Origin of the sequence: Streptomyces paludis, assembly GCF_003344965.1 — a bacterium.
GTDB lineage: Bacteria > Actinomycetota > Actinomycetes > Streptomycetales > Streptomycetaceae > Streptomyces > Streptomyces paludis.
Genome location: NZ_CP031194.1, coordinates 4613404 through 4630450 on the forward strand (window position 1 = coordinate 4613404; position 17047 = coordinate 4630450).

Genomic DNA, 17047 nt, shown 5'->3' on the forward strand with positions numbered 1-17047 from the left:
GGCCGGGCGGGACACCCCGGCCGGGCGGTGTGGCGTAGGACACAAGCGAAACGGTTTCGTTTCGTTCGGGGGCGGGGTTATCTTCGTACTGTACGAAACCGTTTCGTTCGGAAGGTCGAGGAACATGGCACGCAGCAGACTCACGCCTGAACGCGAGGCCGAGCTGTACGGTGCCGTGCTCGATCTGCTGCGCGAGGTCGGTTACGACGCCCTCACCATGGACGCCGTGGCCGCTCGTACCCACTCCAGCAAAGCCACCCTCTACCGCCAGTGGGGGAGCAAGGCCGAGCTGGTCGTCCGGGCGATGCGGAGCAACAAACCGCTGCACACGACCCAGGTCGACACCGGTTCGCTGCGCGGGGACTTCCTCGCCATGGTGTCGGACACGGACGACTGTCAGGTGGAGAAGGACACCGCGCTGATGCGGGGTCTGTTCCACGCCGTGCACGACAATCCCGAACTCTTCCAGGCGCTGCGCGAACTGCTCATCGAGCCCGAGATCGACGGACTCAATGTGCTGCTCCAGCGGGCCGTGGACCGGGGCGAGATCCCCGCGGACAGCCCCGCGCTGAAATATGTCGTCCACATGCTGGTCGGGGCCTTCGCGGCCCGGCAGCTGATCGAGGATGTGCCGCCGGACCAGGCGTTCCTCGGCTCTTATATCGACGCCGTCGTCTTCCCCGCCCTCGGTGTCTGAGTCCCCCTCCCCATAGCACGCAGCACTCCCGCAGCACGCGTCACCGCGGTCACCCGTCGCGGTCGCGTACCCCGCTGTGCCCGTAACACCCCGTAATACCTGACGCGTACCGCTCTGCCGTCGGGCCGGCTCCCCATGCCCTGTTCGTTCCATAGACCCGGGAGTACGCCCTCGTGGCCACGTTCCTCTACAAGCTCGGTCGGTTCTCCTTCCGGCGCCGCAATTTCGTCGCCCTCGTGTGGGTGGCGCTGCTGGCGCTCGCCGGGGTCGGCGCGGTCTCCGCGGCCACCGCCCCCGCCAGTTCCTTCTCCATACCCGGTACGGAGGCGCAGAAGGCCTTCGACCTGCTTGAACAGCGCTTCCCGGGCGCCACCGCCGACGGTGCGACCGCCCGGGTCGTCTTCAAGGCGCCCGACGGCGAGAAGATGACCGACGCCGCGCACAAGGCGGAGGTCGGGAAGATCGTCGGCGAGTTGCAGAGCGGCTCGGACCAGGTCGCCTCCGTGACCGACCCGTACACCGCCAACGCCGTCTCGCAGGACGGCACCACGGCCTACGTCTCCGTCTCGTACAAGGTCGACCAGGCCACGGTGACCGACGCCAGCCGCGACGCGCTCACGGAGACCGCCGAAGGCGCGCGCGCCGACGGGCTGACGGTCGAGATCGGCGGTACCGCCCTCCAGGCCGAGCCCGAGGGCGCCGCGTCCTCCGAGGCCATCGGGGTGGCCCTCGCCGCGGTCGTCCTCGTCATCACCTTCGGATCGCTGATCGCCGCCGGGCTGCCGCTGCTCACCGCGATCATCGGGGTCGGTATCTCCTTCGCCGCGATCACCGCGCTGGCGAGCCCCCTGGACCTGGGCACCAGCTCCTCCAGCCTCTCCACGATGATCGGCCTCGCGGTCGGTATCGACTACGCCCTGTTCATCGTCTCGCGCTACCGCTCCGAACTGGCCGAGGGCCGCGAGCGGGAGGAAGCCATCGGACGCGCCGTCGGCACCGCCGGTTCCGCCGTGGTCTTCGCCGGTCTCACCGTCGTGATCGCGCTGGCCGGCCTGGTCGTCGTCGACATTCCGGTGCTCACCAAGATGGGCTTCGCCGCGGCCGGCGCGGTCGTCGTCGCCGTCCTCATCGCCCTCACGCTCGTCCCGGCGTCCCTCGGCTTCGCGGGCAAGCGGGTGTTCGGCCGCAAGGAGCGCAAGGCCATGGACGAGAAGGCGGCCGCCGGGACGCAGCCCGAGGGCAAGCCCAACATGGGCACCCGCTGGGCGCGCTTCGTCCTGCGCCGTCCCGTCGCCGTCATGCTCACCGCGGTCGTCGGCCTCGGTGTGATCGCCATCCCCGCCACCTCGCTGGAGCTGGGCCTGCCCGACGACGGCTCGCAGCCGACCAGCACCACCCAGCGCCGGGCGTACGACCTGCTCTCCGACGGCTTCGGCCCCGGCTTCAACGGGCCGCTGATGGTGGTCGTCGACGGCAAGTCCCGGAACAACGCCCAGGAGGCGGCCGACAAGGTCGTCGAATCCGTCGGCAAGCTGGACCATGTCGCCGTCGTCGCGCCGCCCACCCTGAACAAGGCGGGCGACACCGCGATCATCACCGTGATCCCCAAGGACCGGCCCTCCTCGACCTCCACCGAGGAACTGGTCCACTCCATCCGTGACACCGGCGCCACCGTCAAGTCCGACAACGGCGCGGACGTTCTGGTCACCGGCAACACCGCCATGAACATCGACTTCGCCCAGCGGATGAACGACGCGCTGATCCCGTACCTCGGTCTTGTCGTCGGTCTCGCCTTCCTGCTGCTGATGCTGGTCTTCCGGTCGATCCTGGTGCCCCTCAAGGCGGCGCTCGGCTTCCTGCTCTCCGTGGTCGCCACGCTCGGCGCGGTCGTCGCGGTCTTCCAGTGGGGCTGGCTCGCGGGCCTCTTCGGGGTCGATCAGACCGGTCCGGTGATGGCGATGATGCCGATCTTCCTGGTCGGAATCGTCTTCGGTCTCGCGATGGACTACGAGGTCTTCCTCGTCACCCGGATGCGCGAGGCGTTCGCCCACGGCGAGGAGCCGCGCGAGGCCATCGTCACCGGCTTCCGGCACAGCGCGCGGGTGGTCGTGGCCGCCGCGGCGATCATGATCGCGGTCTTCGCCGGCTTCATCGGTGCGAGTGAGTCGATGATCAAGATGATCGGCTTCGGTCTCGCCATCGCCGTCCTCTTCGACGCCTTCGTGGTCCGGATGACGATCGTCCCGGCCGTGCTCGCGCTGCTCGGCAAGCACGCCTGGTGGCTGCCGCGCTGGCTCGACCGCGTCCTGCCCAACGTCGACGTCGAGGGCGAGGCGCTGACCAAGCACGACACGGCGCCGACGCAGGGCCCGGACGGGGACCGGGAGTTGGTACGGGTCTGATCCCGCACCCCCATGACTCCGGAGCCGCCGCCTGAGCGGGGTGGCGGCCCCGGATCGCTGCGGCACCGTGGGGACGGGAGCCGGAGCGGAACACGCGGCCCGGTCGCACACCTCGGTGGGAGGTGTGGGACCGGGCCGCTGTACGTGTGCGTATGTCCTTCAGGCTCTGTTGCCCGTCATGCCCTGTTGCCCGTCATGCCCTGTTGTTCGTCAGGCTCTGTTGTTCGTCAGGCTCTGTGGACCAGGCCGCCCTCCGCGCGCTCTTCCCGCGCGTACGTGCTCGCCAGGAACCTGCGCAGTGGCGCCGAGTCGAACTGCACCACCGCCACCCCGTCCGGCGAGTGGAACTCCATCACCGTCTGCGCCCGGCCGCACGGCCACACCTGTACGTCGTCGCCGTCGTCCCCGGCGGGCTGCCGCAGGCCGGTTTCGAGGAGCGTGCGGGCGAACGCCCAGACCACCTCGTCCCCGTCGGCGGAGACCTCGGGCGGGAACGCGATCCGTACGGTGCCGGGATCCGCGCCGTCATGGCGGAGGGTGACGGTGACCGGTCTGGACTGGGGGGCGTCCGTGATGAGACGGGCCTTGGCGGGCTGTTCCACGAGCTGCCCAGGGGGCTGTTCGACGGACTCTTCGACGGGCTGTTCGACGGCGGGAGACATGTCATTGCTCCTCGGCGGATCGTCTGGCCGGGCGGGGACGTAAGGCCATAACGCTCTTAATAGTACAAATGATGCTCCTTGGCATGTCGCGCGGCTGGTCGCGCCGTATCTCGCATGCCGTCCGCTCTTGCGAATCATTCGCAAGAGGCCCGATCATCGGTCCATGCATGTGCCCGACGGATTTATCAACGTGCCCGTCTCGGTCGCCACCGGCGCCGTCGCGGCGACCGCCGTCGCCGTCAGCCTCCGCGGCGCCCGCCGGGAGCTGGACGAGCGCACCGCGCCCCTGGCCGGGCTCGTCGCCGCCTTCGTCTTCGCCGTCCAGATGCTGAACTTCCCGGTCGCCGCCGGGACCAGCGGCCATCTGCTGGGCGGGGCGCTCGCCGCCATCCTCGTCGGCCCGTACACCGGTGTCCTCTGTATCTCCGTCGTCCTGCTGATGCAGGGCATCCTCTTCGCGGACGGCGGGCTCACCGCGCTCGGCGTGAACATCACCAACATGGCCGTCGTGACGACCGTCGTCGCGTACGCGCTCTTCCGCGGGCTGGTCCGGATCCTGCCCCGTACCCGCCGCTCGATCACGGGCGCGACCTTCGTCGCCGCGCTGGTCTCCGTCCCGGCCGCCGCGCTCGCCTTCACCGGGATGTACGCCGTCGGGGGGACGACGGACATCCCGATCGGCCGGGTGGCGGTCGCGATGACCGGGGTCCATGTGCTCATCGGCATCGGCGAGGCGGTGATCACGGCGCTCACCGTCGGCGCCGTCATCGCCGTACGCCCGGACCTGGTGTACGGGGCGCGCGGGCTCACCGCGCCGCTGAAGCTGCGGGTGGGCGGGGAGCTGGTGGACGCGGCGGTTCCGGGGGCGGGGGAGCCTGTCGCCGCGCGGTCGGCTTCGGCTTCGGCTTCGGCGTCCACCCGTAACGTCCGGATCGCCGGGCTGGTCACCGCGCTCGTCCTCGCCGGGTTCGTCTCGTACTACGCCTCGTCCAGCCCGGACGGACTGGAGAAGGTCGCCGCCGACCAGGGCATCGACGAGAAGACCGAGGCGCACCACACCGACGGCTCCCCGCTCGCGGGCTACGGCGTCGCGGACATCTCCGACGGCCGGCTCTCCGGCGGGCTCGCCGGGGTGATCGGGGTGGGTGCCACGGTCGCCGTCGGCAGCGGGATCTTCTGGGCGGTACGGAGGCGGCGCACGGCCGAGGGCGCGGGGGCAGGTCAGGGGGCGGTCGGTGGCGGGGCCGGGCCGGACGGGGATCCCTCCGTACCCGCCGGGAACGCCTGACATGGGCGCCGGGCACGCCCACAAGCTCTACCGGCCGGGCCACTCGCCCGTCCACGCGCTGCCGCCGCACTGCAAGCTCGCCGCCGTCTTCGGCTTCGTCCTGGTCGTCGTCTCCACCCCGCGCACGGCGGTCTGGGCGTTCGCGCTCTACGCGCTGCTGCTCGCGGCGGTCGCCGCCGTCGCCCGGATCCCGGCCGGATTTCTGCTGCGGCGGCTGCTGATCGAGGTCCCGTTCGTCGCGTTCGCGGTGCTGATGCCCTTCGTGGTCCCGGGCGAGCAGGTGGTGTTCGCCGGTCTGTCGCTCAGCGTCCCCGGGCTGTGGGGCGCCTGGAACGTCCTCGCCAAGGGCACGCTCGGCGTCGCCGCGTCCGTACTCCTCGCCTCCACCACCGAACTGCGCGCGCTGCTGCTCGGCCTCCAGCGGCTGCGGCTGCCGCCGCTGCTCGTGCAGATCGCGTCGTTCATGATCCGCTACGGCGATGTGATCACCGACGAGATGCGCCGGATGTCCATCGCCCGCCGCTCGCGCGGCTTCGAGGCCCGGGGCGTACGGCACTGGGGCGTGCTCGCCAAGTCGGCGGGCGCGCTCTTCATCCGCTCGTACGAACGCGGCGAGCGGGTGCATCTGGCGATGGTCAGCCGGGGGTACGCCGGGACCATGCCGGTGATCGACGAGGTGCGCGCGGACCGGACGCAGTGGACGTACGCGGCGGCCCTCCCGGTGTCGGCGCTCGCGGTGTGTCTGCTTGGCTGGGCGCTATGACCGCGCCCGAACCCGTACCCGCGCCCGACGCCGCGCCCGAACCCGTACCCGCGCCTGAACCCGTACCCGTGTCCGTTTCCGACCCCGTACCCGTTTCCGACGCCGACTCCGTACCGCTTCCGCCGTCCCTCGACGTCCGTGGCCTCGCGTACGCCTATCCCGACGGCCACCAGGCACTGTTCGGCGTCGATCTGACCGTCGCGCGCGGCGAGCGGGTGGCGCTGCTCGGCCCCAACGGCGCGGGCAAGACCACCCTCGTACTGCACCTGAACGGCATCCTCACGGCGGGTGCCGGTACGGTCGCGGTCGCCGGACTGCCTGTGGAGCGGCGGAACTTGGCGGAGATCCGGCGCCGGGTCGGCATCGTCTTCCAGGACCCGGACGACCAGCTGTTCATGCCGACCGTACGGGAGGACGTGGCCTTCGGCCCGGCCGCCTCCGGGCTGCGCGGCGCCGAGCTGGAGGCGCGGGTCGTGGCGGCGCTGCGGCAGGTGGGGATGGCGGAGTACGCGGACCGGCCGCCGCACCATCTGTCCTTCGGCCAGCGCCGCCGGGTCGCGGTGGCGACCGTACTGGCCATGGAGCCCGAGATCCTCGTACTGGACGAGCCGTCGTCCAATCTGGACCCGGCGTCCCGCCGCGAACTCGCGGACATCCTGCGGTCGTTGGACATCACCGTGCTGATGGTCACGCACGATCTGCCGTACGCGCTCGAACTCTGCCCGCGCGCGGTCGTCCTGAGCGAGGGCGTCATCGCGGCGGACGGCCCGACGGGAGCGCTGCTCTCCGACGACCAACTGATGCGCGCACACCGCCTGGAGCTGCCTTTCGGCTTCAACCCGGCGACGGTACGGGCCCCTTCCGGAGCCGCGTAGCCGGTCATCCCGCGTAGCCGGTCATTCCGCGTGGGTGGCGAGGATGTCGTACATCTCGGCGGGCCGCAGCGCGGGGTTGGCGGCGGCGTCGTCGACGACCTCGGGGGCCGGGTCCGACAGGAGCCGCGTCAGCAGCTCCTGCGTGATGTTGGGGTGACGGGCGACGCCTCGGCGCACGAAGTGCTCGGCGTCGGCGGCGAGTTGTGCCAGGGCGGGTACGGGCAGTGCCGGGTCCTGGAGGGCTACGTAGCGGATGTGCGGGCTCGGTTCGTCGACGAACGTGCGCAGTGTGTGCCGGGGGAAGCGGGGGTGGTCGACCAGCAGCGGCCGGATGTGGAACACCTCGCCGTGGGCGCGGACCAGCCGCTCCAGTACCTCCGGCGGAGCGTCCGGGCGGCGGGCGGCGGTGCGGCGGACCGTGAGTTCCGGGTCGCTGTCCAGCCGGCGCCATGCCTCGTCGGGCAGGTCGTGGCAGGAGGCCAGCACCCGCCGGAAGGCGCTGTGCGGGCAGTCGAGGTAGGTCAGCCGCTCGTCGAGGGGCGCCTCGCGCAGCCAGTCCGGCTCGATTCCGTACCAGCTCAGCGCCACATCGGCCTCGATGCTGCCGCCCGCGCGGTCGGCTTCCACGCGCGCGTACAGCCGGTCCCGGGTCGCGGCGTCCGTATGGCGGTGCTGCGCCACCGCGACGCGCACCATCGGATCGTCGATCTCCCCGGCCGCGTCCATCTCCAGGATGCGGGCCACCATCGCGGACGACAGACACGGGTTCTCGGTGACAGCCTGATGGGTCTCCTCGTCCTCGCTCCGCATGAGCGGTACGAACTGGTCCCACGTGAGCGGGGCGTGACGCGCCACGTTCGCCCGCGTGGCCGGGTCCGCGAGGCAACGGTCCCGCCACTCGGGCGGGACGGCCGGCTGCCCGTGCCCGGTCGCGCTCGCGCGGACCGTTGGATCCGGGTCCGCGAGCAGCTCCACGTGTACGGCGAGGGGCCGGTCGCGCCAGGCCCGCGCGACCGCCGCGCGCAGCGGCGCACTCGGCGCGCCGACGAGCGCGGTCCGGGGCCGGCCGTAGGCGTCCTCCAGGTCTTCGATGTCCATCGGCACATCGCGGTCGACCATGGAGCGGACGAAGTCCGCGTGCGCGTCACGGATCGCCGGATCGGGATGCCCGGCGATCCGGCGGCGCATCGCCGGGGAGAGCCGGTCCCTGGGCCGGACGACCGTGACGCTGTTGTCGCCGTGCGCCAGCAGGGCCTCGACGACGGCGTCCGGCAGCGGGCCGCCGCGCCCCGCCATCCCGTGCCGGCCGGCCGGGTGCGCGGCGAGGCGCACGAGGATGTCCTCGGGGGCGGCCGGGTTCCGGCCCAGCCCGGACAGGTGCGGGTGGTGGAGGCTTGTCATCGGCTCAAGGTAGTGGCACGGCCCGGTAACTTCAGCCCGGTTAAAGGGCCTTGGCCTGACGGGATCAGGCGGGCAGCTTGGTGTCGACGATGAAGCTGATCTCGATGACCTGGCCGGGGAAGGTCAGCGCGGTGACACCGAGCACGGTGCTGACCGGGCGGTGGTCGCCGTAATACGCCAGGTTGCCCCGCATGGTCTCGTCGGAGTGCCGCTGCACGTCCACCACGTACAGGACCTGCGAGACGATCTGGTTGCGGGTGACGCCGTAGTGGCCAAGGATCTTGTCGAAGTTGGCGTAGGTCAGCTTGAGTTGGGCGGCGAAGGCGTCCGCGTGGCGGAACTCTCCGGCGTCGTCGAGGGAGAGCTGTCCGGAGACATGGATCAGGTCCCCGGACTTGATCGCCTGCGTGTAGCCGAACGCGCTCTCGGCCGGGATGTTGTGGTTGAAGGTGTCGGTGGTGGTGGCCATGGTGTGTGTCCTCACTGGTGTGGCCGCGGGGTGCGCGTGCTGGGCGCACGTGCTCTCTTGCGGTTACTGGGAAACCGTAGAAGAGTGAGCGCTGACCTGGAAGAACGCACTTTTTAGTGACTGGGGAACCTCATGGTGACCAAGCAGTTCAGCGGCTCGCCCGAGGACGCGGACCTGAGACGCGCGGACTCCCTGGCGCGGGAGATCTTCTCCGACGTCGCCAACAAGTGGGCGTTCCTGATCATCGAGGCGCTGGGTGGCGAAGCCGTGGGCGGAAAGGCTCCCGGCGGGAAGGCCGCAGGCCGGGGCACCCTGCGCTTCAGCGAGCTGCGGAACCAGGTCGAGGGCATCAGCCACAAGATGCTCACCCAGAACCTGCGCATGCTGGAGCGCTACGGCCTGGTCGACCGTACGGTCCACCCCACCGTGCCGCCACGCGTCGAGTACACCCTCACCGAGCCGGGCCGCGTCCTGCACGCCACGGTGGACGGGATGTGCGGCTGGACCCACCAGTACCTCGGCCATATCGAGGCGGCGCGCAGCCGCTTCGACGGGTAGCTCGGGCAGCTCGTGTGGCGGTGCCGGAGGGCTGGCTCCCCTCTGCCGCCGCTGCCCTCAGCGACCGTCGACGGCTGCCGGCTCCGGGGGCTGCGCGGCCTCCGGCTTCGTGGGCGGCTTCGTGGGCGGTACGGACCGCCCGGCCACGTACCCCAGACGCCCCCGCGTGGCCGCCAGCACGATGATCGCCGCCGTGACGGCGGCCAGCAGGAACGCGTGGGAGCCCTGCTTGTCCGTCAGCTCCGGGAACATGTCGGACCAGGCCAGGGAGAAGAAGTTGTTGACGCTGGTGTGCAGCAGCATGACCAGCGGCATGCTCTCGCGCGAGCGGTTGAAGACCCACGTCATGACGTAGCTGAAGGCCAGCGCGGTGACCAGGAACTCCGCCACGCGCAGCGGCTCCATGCCCGCCGCGACCCCCCAGTCCGTCAGGAACAGCGGCAGGTGCCACGCGCCCCACAGCACGCCGACGATGAAGGTCGCGACCAGCGGGCCGTAGCGGTTCTGCATCCGGGGCATCGCGAACTCGCGCCACCCGGGCTCCTCCGCGAGGCCCGTTGTGATCATCTGGATCAGCAGGCCAGGCAGGTACACGGCGAGAATCATGGCGGCGGGCAGTACGGGCGTTGTGTCCGTCAGCGCGATGGTGGCGAGTGTCAGCGCGGCGGGGACCGAGACCATCACCAGCAGATACCAGTGCCAGCCGACCCGGAACCCGACCATCCGGGCCCGCCAGTTCCGCAGACCCTGACGGCCCTCGGTCAGGGAGGTGATCAGCAGGGCCGAGCAGATCGGGCCGAGGTACGCGCCCGGCAGTATGCCCAGGATCTGGCCCGAGCCCCCGGCGCCGAAGTCGTGGTCCCAGACGCCGAGTCCGTTCTCCGACAGGATGTACGGCGTCCAGGCCAGCCAGCTCAATGCGTACGCGAGGATGAAGAACCAGGTCAGCGGGGCGCGTTGGAAGGCGCCTCGGATGCCTGAGGTGGTGGGGACGGTCACCGCGTGTCCTCTCGGAGGGGGCTGGATGTGATGCGTTCAGCACACCAGCCCCGAGGCCGAGGATCATTGCCGTGGGCACCCCGAAACGGAGTACAGCAGGCTGTACCAGCGGTAGTTGCCGTAGCCGTCGTAGCCGTCGTAGGCGTACTCAGACCAGGCGCCGGGTGTCCTCCAGGTAGTGCAGGACGGCGGCCACCCGCCGGTCCACGCGGTCGGCCCGGTCGGTGGGGGAGAGGTCGAGCTTGGCGAAGATGCTGCGGATGTGTTTGTGGACCGCGCCGTCCGTGACGACGAGCCGGGCCGCGATAGCGCCGTTGTCCAACCCCTCGGCCATCAGGGCGAGTACGTCCCGCTCGCGCGGGCTCAGACGCTCCAGCCGGGTGTCCTGGCGGGAGCGCGTGAAGAGCTGCGCGACGACCTCGGGATCGATGGCCGTACCGCCGCCCGCCACCCGGTGCAGCGCGTCGAGGAACTCCTCGACCCGGCCGACGCGTTCCTTGAGCAGATAGCCGAGGCCGCCGACCCCGCCGGTGAGCAGGTGCGTGGCGAAGCTCTGTTCGACGTACGCGGAGAGGACGAGCACGGCCAGCCCCGCGTGACGGCGCCGCGCCTCCACGGCCGCCCGGATGCCCTCGTCGGTGTGGGTGGGCGGCATCCGTACGTCGAAGATGGCGACGTCCGGCCGGTACGTGTCGATGGCGGCCAGCGCCTCGTCGGGGGTCCCGGCGGTGGCGGCCACGTCGAGCGACTCGGCGCGCAGCAGGAGGGCGAGCCCCTCCCGGAGCAGCGGGTCGTCCTCGGCTATGACGATGCGCAGATCGCGGACGGCGGTGGCGTCAGGGCGAGTTGGGGCGTTGCGGTCGGCGGGGAGGTCGCGCGGCGCGGAGGGGGCAGGGCCCTCGGGGAGTTCACGAGCCACAGGGGAGATCCACTTCCAGGGTTGTCGGACCGCCGGGCGGGCTGGCCAGGCGGAGAGTGCCGTCATGGGCCGCCACCCGGCGGCGTATCCCGGTCAGCCCGGAGCCACCGGAGCCACCGGAGCCACCGGAGCCACCGGAACTACCGGAACTACCGGAACTACCGCCGCCATCCGCGCCGTTCGCGCCCTCCGCACCGCCCCGGCCGTCGTCGGTGACGTGCAGCAGGAGCCGCCCGTCCCGCGTACGGACGGTTACGGTGGCGAGGCGGGCGCCGCTGTGCTTGGCGACGTTGGTGAGGGCCTCGGCCACGACGAAGTAGGCGGTCGCCTCGACGGAGGCGGCACAGCGTTCGAGCGTTTGTACGTCGATACGGCAGTCCACCGGGCACTCCGAGGCGAGCCCGGACAGCGCCCCGGCCAGCCCCCGGTCGTCCAGTACGGGCGGCATGATGCTCCGCGACACGGAGCGCAGCTCGGCCAGCGCCTGTTCGGCGGCGGACTGGGCGCGTTCGAGGATCTCGTCGGCGCGCGACGGATCGCGGGCGACCTGGCGGCGGGCCGCGCCGAGCAGGATGGAGACGGACACCAGCCGGTTCTGGGTGCCGTCGTGCAACGCCCGCTCGATACGGCGCAGTTCGACGGCGTGGGCATCGAGGGCGGCGGCGCGGGTGGAGGTCAGCTCTGCCACCCGCAGCAGCAGATCCACATCCGAACCCGCCGCGAGATACCGCCGGCCGGGGGCGGCCTGGAGCCGCGCCATGGCGGGGGTCAGACCGAGGAGCATCGCGATCGCGCCCACACCGACCAGGAACACGGCGATGGCGTCCAGCCAGGTGTGCGCCGTACCGACGCCGAAGGAGGTGGCGGTGGGAGGGCTGGGCGTCAGCCGCCAGTAGAGGGGGAAGGTGGTGTCGCGTACGGCGGAGAGCGGCAGCCAGAAGGCGAGCACGCCCAGCAGAAAGCCCAAGGTCGCGTGCTGAACGAGCCAGCGCGCCTCCCGCCGCGTGGTCGGGTCCACGAGCGCGGCCACCAGCCCGGCCGGCGGCGGATCCGGCGCGACGACCTCGGCACCCCGCCGGCCCAGCCGGGCACGCTCCTGGCGGGCCAGAGCGTGCAGGGCGCGCAGCGCGAGGGGCGCGAGGAACAGCCCGACCCCGACGAGCGCGGTGACGGCCGTCGCGGCCAGCAGAACCAGAACGGCCAGCGCCAGAACGGCCGTTCCGAGACCACCGAGAAGCTCCCCGACGGCCGAGGCGGCGCGCCGCAGGGCGCGGGCGGCGGCGCCTCGGCCGTCGTTGCCGTCGCTACGGCCGTTGCTGTCTGCGGTCGCGGGGGATGCCGTAGCCATCCGTCAGCCTCCTTACGTGGCCCTCGGGGCCGGACGGTACAGCCTGCTGTACCGCGAACCGGGCGGTACGCGGGATGGGCGGGTCCCGCCACGCTCCGTAACGTCGTCCACGAACGTCATCCACAACCTCGTTCACACCCACCCGAGGAGCACCCCGCCGTGACACCCACCGAACCGTACCGTCCCGCAACCGCCCAGCAGGCTGGGCAGGTTCAGCAGCCCGCCGGAGCGTCCCGCGACGGGCTCGTACGCAACCTGCTGTGGGCGGTCGTCGTCCTCAGCTCGACCGCCAACGTCGCAACCAACTTCGGCTCCGCCCCTGCTTGGACCCACCTGGCAAGCGGCCTGGTGACCACGGCGGCCGTAGCCGCCCTGGTCATACGCGCCCGGCGCCAGCGCCGCCGCCGATAGGTGGGGGCCTGCGGGTCAGTACCAAGGGGTAGACCGGGGTGGGCCGGTGGCGAGGTGCTGGGCGCTTGGTGCGGGATGGGCCGCCCCTCCTCCTGCCAGTGTCGCGCCTCCAGGGGAGGAGTAAAGGGCGCTCCTTCGTCGCGTCGGCTGCGCCGACTCCGCTGCGCTACGCCCTTGACACCTCCCCTTCCGGCGCGTGTACGGAAGAGGGGGGGCGGCCGGGGGGAGGGGGCCCGAGGGGTCCGCTGTTCTGCCACTCGGCTCAGGGTCCGGCGGGCGGGTGGGCCCTGCGGGGCGCGCGGTAGAGGAATGGGGTGACTCGGCCCCGTCTCGGCGGCCGACCGTCCGTTGTTGGTTGCGACTCAAGCCCCGCTGGTCACCGTTGCGTTGTGGTGCCCGGAAGGCGGGTGGGTTCTGCTGCCCGGATGGGGTCCGCAGGGGCTCCTCGGGCGGCTCATGTGTCCGGGGGTGCGTTAGCGGCACTCCTGAATGCATGGACCGCTTCCAGGGGGACCGGAGTGACTGGTGGGGCAGGGGGTGGCCGGTCCGGCGCCGGTTAATGCGTGGCGTGTTGTCGCGTCGTGTTGGAACACTGCGGCGGTGACCACTTCGGTACTGCTTCGGCCGCGTGCTCTGAGTCCCGGCGATCTCGTTGTCATTGCGGCGCTGTCCGGGCCGCTCCATGCCGTCTATGAACCTGATCTTGAGCGGGCGGTGGTGGTGCTGGAGCGGATGGGGTTTCGTGTGCGGCGGGCGCCGCTTCTTGAGGCGGGGCGGAGTCTTGGTGGAGTGCGGCTCGGCCGGTGGAGATTGCTGAGGAGTTCAATGGGTTGCTGCGTGATCCGGAGGTGCGCGCGATTGTCGCGCATGACGGTGGTCAGACGGCGCTCGGTTACCTGGACCTGATCGACGTTGAGGCGGTCAGGGCCGATCCCAAGCCGATTCTCGGCTACAGCGACATCTCGTTGTTGCATTTGGTGCTCTATGCGCGTGCGGGGCTGGTGGGTTTCCATGCGGACCTGGCCACTCCCGGACTCGGCGGGCACTGGCAGGCCGCGCCCGCAGCGCGCCAGGCGGTGCTTGAACAGCTCTACTCGACGCTGTTGACCAGCGACGAGCCGATCGGTGCGCTGCCGACCACTCCGTCGTGGGAGTGCTGGCGCGCGGGGCGTGCCGAGGGTCGGCTGCTTGGCGGTGTCATCAACCGGATCGTGCTGGCGCAGGCGACGCCGTATGCGCTGCCGCTTGAACGGTTCGACGGCGCGGTGCTGTTCTGGGAAGAGATGGGCGGCTACGCGTCGTATGTGTGGAGCAATCTCCAGGTGATGCGGCACTGCGGCATCCTCGACCGGATTTCCGGCATGGTCGTGGGTATCCCGCACGCGATCGACGGCCTCGGGACGGACGGGTCCCCGACCCTCCGCGAGATCGTCCTCGACGTTCTGGGTGACCGTGACATCCCGGTCCTGGGCAACGTCGAGTTCGGCCACGCCGGCCCCAACCTGCCAATGCCGGTAGGCATCCGCGCCGCCCTGGACGCGGGGCAGCGAACCCTGTCACTCCTCGAACCAGCAGTACGCCCCCGGTGACGTGACGGGGCGCGCCCCTCTCGCCCCGCCGCCGGTCCGGCCGTCTCCCCCCCTGCCCCACCCGTCACTCCAGTCCCCCTGGAGCCGCTCCATGCATCCAGGAGTGCCGCCAATGCACCTGCGGACGCATGAGCCGCCCGAAGGGACCCCCACCCTCCCGCGAAACAGCCCCATATGGGGCGGATCGACAGGAGGGCGGCCCGCAGACCCGGCCGGGCCGCAGAACCCGTCCGCCTTCCGGGCACCACAGCGCGACGGTGACCAGCGGGGCTTGAGTCTCAGCAAACAGCGGACCGTCAGCCGCTGAGCCGGTGCCGAGTCACCCCATTCCTCTGCTGCGCAGCCCCGCAGGGCCCACCGGCCCGCCGGACCCTGAGCCGACCGGCAGTACGGCGCCACCCCTTGGGCCCCCTCCCCCCCGGCCGCCCCCCCCTCTTCCGTACACGCGCCGGAAGGGGAGGTGTCAAGGGCGGAGCGCAGCGGAGTCGGCGCAGCCGACGCGACGAAGGAGCGCCCTTTACTCCTCCCCTGGAGGCGCGACACTGACAGGAGGAGGGGCGGCCCAGCGTTCAGCTTCTCGCCCCCGTACACCCCTGCTTACCTCTTGGTACTGACCCGCACGCCCCAGGGCCCGCAGCTGGCGAAGGTCTGCCAGGCCGCAGGGGCAACGTGCAGGACCGGGCCGGTGGGGTGCTTGGAGTCGCGTATGGCAACGGTGGTGGGCACGTTGCGGGCGACTTCGACACACTCCTGAGTGTTGTTGGCTCCGCTGTAGCTCGATTTGATGAACTTGTACGCGGCCATACCGCTACAACTCCTTGAGGCTTGCGTTGATCAGCTGAGCAGAGTCACGCGGTGAGAGCGTCAGCTCGGTGAGGCGTTCGAAGGAGCGGCCATGGCGAGGGGTGTCAATTTCGTCTTCCAGCCAGATGGCCGTCAGTGTGGTGTCCATATGCACGACGTCCAGCGCGCCTGGTTCAGCGAACGAAAGGATGCTGAACCCGTTGGTCATGGCCGGGTGGGCGCCGGCGGAGTAGGGCACCACCTGCAATGTCACGTTGGGCTGCTTGGCCACGTCCAGCAGGCGGCTGAGTTGCTGCTTCATCACGTCTCGGCCCCCGATGTGTTGGCGTAGGACGCTCTCGTGAAGAACCGCTGAGAGGTGGAGCGGCTGCTCACCTTCCAGTCGGATCTGCCGGGCAATCCTGCTCTCGACGAATGGGTCGATAGCTGCGGGATCGTCCCAGAAGCCTGCCCCGGTGGCGAGGGCTCTCACGTAGTCCGGCGTTTGAAGCAGGCCAGGCACGAGCGAGTGTTGCCACGTACGAATGTGCGTCGCGACGGCCTCAAGGGCGACGTATTCCAGCAGTGAGGCCAACTGCGGGTGTTGACTCCACCAGCCCTTCGCCTTGCGTCGATCGCGGTCGACTGCCGCCAGCTCCAGCAGCCGTTCTATGACCGTCTCGTCCCGCTCCCCGTACAGGTGACACAACGCTCGGATGTCCGGGTCCCGCATGGGGACCAGGCCGCGCTCCATCTTTGCGACCTTGGTCGCGGATGCCGTCAGGGCCTTGGCCGCAGCGGCCTGGCCCTGCTTTCGCTGCAATCGCATGCGTAGCAGCTCGCCACCGAGCCTGCGCCCCAAGACGGTTGAGACCGTCTTGCCCCGGTCGGGGTTGGTGCCACCCATGCTGCCCTCCCTTGTTGCGTCGCCACATTCTGAGGTCTCGGCCCTGTCGAACTCAACTCGGACAGCGAGTTGACTGTCCGCCATATTGCGGGACAGCCATTCACCCCAATACGGTGTGTACGCAACCGCTCGCACAGCGGAACCGCCCAGCGGAAGTGCACCGCCACGCCCTGCCCAACGGCAGGCGTGGGCTTCGGTATCGCCACCGCCGCGTATCCGCCCCGTACGGGCAACGCCCCGACCGCACATGGAGGTGCGCGCGTCCATGGCCTCAGATCCTCAAACCCCTTGCCCCGAGCCCCCTTTCGAGCCCGTGTTGCACGAGGACCGGCTCAACTACAGTCCCGTCGCCGGCAGTGTCACCCTCGCCAGACACCGTGCCGCGTCGCTGGTGGCCAAGTGGGGGTATCCCGAACTTTCCTGGTCCGTGGGGCTGGTGGTCTCCGAGTTGGGGACCAATGCCCTGATGTACGGCTGCGTCCGAGGGCGGCTGTTCCAGGTGCGCCATGTTCTGCGGGCCAGCACTCTGCGGGTCGAGGTCAGTGATCCGCGTGGTGAGCGGCTGCCGCGTGCTCGGGTCGCCGCCGACGACGAGTGTTTTGGGCGGGGGCTCCGGATTGTCGCGGAGATCGCGGACCGGTGGGGGACGGAGCCTCGGAGCGTGGGGAAGACGGTGTTCGCCGAGTTCGATGTCCTCAACGGCCTTGGGGTAGAAGGTGGTTGAGCCCGTCAGTGACGCGCGGCTCTGGGGGGTCGTCGCGCTCGGCGTGAGCTTTCTGGTGCTCGTTGTGACCGTCCTGTGGGCGGCCTCGTCGTCCTCCGCCGATCCGGACTACGAGGTACGGGCCTTGCTCGCCGACGAAGCGCCGGGCGCTGTGTACGCGTACACCTGCCACTGTCACCGCGCGTCGGTTCTCGTGACCGTGCCGGTGGGGGAGTTGCCCTGTCGGCGGGGGTGGGGGCGGATATGAGGTTG

18 protein-coding genes are annotated in these 17047 nt (G+C 70.6%); 10 read left to right on the forward strand and 8 right to left on the reverse strand.

Translation table 11 applies throughout. The annotated features are described in order from the left end of the window. Positions 1–124: 124 nt before the first annotated feature. Together DVK44_RS20495 and DVK44_RS20500 are read left to right on the forward strand one after the other, a co-directional pair. Positions 125–697: a TetR/AcrR family transcriptional regulator gene (locus DVK44_RS20495; protein WP_114660962.1), complete on the forward strand. Its 573-nt coding sequence runs from the start codon at positions 125–127 to the stop codon at positions 695–697. Between the two features lie 173 nt (positions 698–870). Next, entirely contained in the window at positions 871–3099 is a 2229-nt protein-coding gene (locus tag DVK44_RS20500) for an MMPL family transporter (RefSeq protein ID WP_114660963.1), read from the forward strand. A gap of 227 nt (positions 3100–3326) precedes the next feature. Here DVK44_RS20500 and DVK44_RS20505 read toward each other — a convergent pair whose 3' ends face one another. After that, a complete protein-coding gene (locus DVK44_RS20505; RefSeq protein ID WP_114660964.1) occupies positions 3327–3761 on the reverse strand; it encodes an SsgA family sporulation/cell division regulator in 435 nt (144 codons plus the stop codon). A 163-nt stretch (positions 3762–3924) separates the two neighbouring features. On the opposite strand from DVK44_RS20505, the gene DVK44_RS20510 reads away from it, so the two are divergent. From DVK44_RS20510 to DVK44_RS20525, 3 genes are read left to right on the forward strand one after another with little or no spacing between them, the layout of a single operon-like run. Continuing rightward, the gene (locus tag DVK44_RS20510; RefSeq protein ID WP_114660965.1) at positions 3925–5049 is read left to right on the forward strand and encodes an energy-coupling factor ABC transporter permease; all 1125 of its coding nucleotides are present in this window, start codon (positions 3925–3927) and stop codon (positions 5047–5049) included. A gap of 1 nt (position 5050) precedes the next feature. After that, positions 5051–5812: a cobalt ECF transporter T component CbiQ gene (cbiQ, locus tag DVK44_RS20515; RefSeq protein ID WP_114660966.1), complete on the forward strand. Its 762-nt coding sequence runs from the start codon at positions 5051–5053 to the stop codon at positions 5810–5812. After that, entirely contained in the window at positions 5809–6687 is an 879-nt protein-coding gene (locus DVK44_RS20525; protein ID WP_228447284.1) for an energy-coupling factor ABC transporter ATP-binding protein, read from the forward strand. The genes cbiQ and DVK44_RS20525 overlap by 4 nt, the downstream gene beginning before the upstream one ends. Positions 6688–6708: 21 nt before the next feature. Here the strand turns inward: DVK44_RS20525 and DVK44_RS20530 are convergent, their stop codons facing one another. Both DVK44_RS20530 and DVK44_RS20535 read right to left on the reverse strand, forming a co-directional pair. Then, positions 6709–8088, reverse strand: a complete 1380-nt coding sequence (locus DVK44_RS20530; protein WP_114660967.1) for a hypothetical protein — start codon at positions 8086–8088, stop codon at positions 6709–6711. A gap of 64 nt (positions 8089–8152) precedes the next feature. Further along, positions 8153–8557, reverse strand: a complete 405-nt coding sequence (locus DVK44_RS20535; protein WP_114660968.1) for a RidA family protein — start codon at positions 8555–8557, stop codon at positions 8153–8155. 132 nt (positions 8558–8689) lie between these two features. On the opposite strand from DVK44_RS20535, the gene DVK44_RS20540 reads away from it, so the two are divergent. Then, positions 8690–9115, forward strand: coding sequence for a winged helix-turn-helix transcriptional regulator (locus tag DVK44_RS20540; protein WP_114660969.1), 426 nt, complete (start codon positions 8690–8692; stop codon positions 9113–9115). A gap of 57 nt (positions 9116–9172) precedes the next feature. On the opposite strand, the gene DVK44_RS20545 is transcribed toward DVK44_RS20540, so the two are convergent. From DVK44_RS20545 to DVK44_RS20555, 3 genes are all read right to left on the reverse strand, one after another. Next, on the reverse strand, positions 9173–10114 hold the full coding sequence (locus DVK44_RS20545; protein WP_228447285.1) for a CPBP family intramembrane glutamic endopeptidase: 942 nt from the start codon (positions 10112–10114) through the stop codon (positions 9173–9175). Between the two features lie 148 nt (positions 10115–10262). Further along, a complete protein-coding gene (locus DVK44_RS20550; RefSeq protein ID WP_162794273.1) occupies positions 10263–10931 on the reverse strand; it encodes a response regulator transcription factor in 669 nt (222 codons plus the stop codon). Between the two features lie 91 nt (positions 10932–11022). Further along, positions 11023–12381 (reverse strand): sensor histidine kinase, encoded by a 1359-nt coding sequence (locus DVK44_RS20555; protein ID WP_114660971.1) that lies wholly within the window; start codon positions 12379–12381, stop codon positions 11023–11025. A gap of 159 nt (positions 12382–12540) precedes the next feature. Here DVK44_RS20555 and DVK44_RS20560 point away from each other — a divergent pair, with 159 nt between their 5' ends. Together DVK44_RS20560 and DVK44_RS20565 are read left to right on the forward strand one after the other, a co-directional pair. Further along, on the forward strand, positions 12541–12792 hold the full coding sequence (locus DVK44_RS20560) for a hypothetical protein (RefSeq protein ID WP_114660972.1): 252 nt from the start codon (positions 12541–12543) through the stop codon (positions 12790–12792). Positions 12793–13595: 803 nt separating this feature from the next. After that, positions 13596–14381 (forward strand): S66 peptidase family protein, encoded by a 786-nt coding sequence (locus tag DVK44_RS20565; RefSeq protein WP_228447286.1) that lies wholly within the window; start codon positions 13596–13598, stop codon positions 14379–14381. 597 nt (positions 14382–14978) lie between these two features. On the opposite strand, the gene DVK44_RS20570 is transcribed toward DVK44_RS20565, so the two are convergent. Both DVK44_RS20570 and DVK44_RS20575 read right to left on the reverse strand, forming a co-directional pair. Next, a complete protein-coding gene (locus DVK44_RS20570) occupies positions 14979–15185 on the reverse strand; it encodes a DUF397 domain-containing protein (protein ID WP_114660973.1) in 207 nt (68 codons plus the stop codon). A 4-nt stretch (positions 15186–15189) separates the two neighbouring features. After that, positions 15190–16071 carry a DUF5753 domain-containing protein gene (locus DVK44_RS20575; protein ID WP_114660974.1) on the reverse strand — a complete coding sequence of 294 codons (882 nt, stop codon included), beginning with the start codon at positions 16069–16071 and terminating at the stop codon, positions 15190–15192. Positions 16072–16384: 313 nt separating this feature from the next. Here DVK44_RS20575 and DVK44_RS20580 point away from each other — a divergent pair, with 313 nt between their 5' ends. Beyond that, complete coding sequence (locus tag DVK44_RS20580; RefSeq protein ID WP_331461615.1) at positions 16385–16795, forward strand: ATP-binding protein; 411 nt, start codon at positions 16385–16387, stop codon at positions 16793–16795. Further along, a complete protein-coding gene (locus DVK44_RS20585) occupies positions 16788–17042 on the forward strand; it encodes a hypothetical protein (protein WP_114660975.1) in 255 nt (84 codons plus the stop codon). Before DVK44_RS20580 ends, DVK44_RS20585 begins: the two co-directional genes overlap by 8 nt. Positions 17043–17047: the final 5 nt, after the last annotated feature.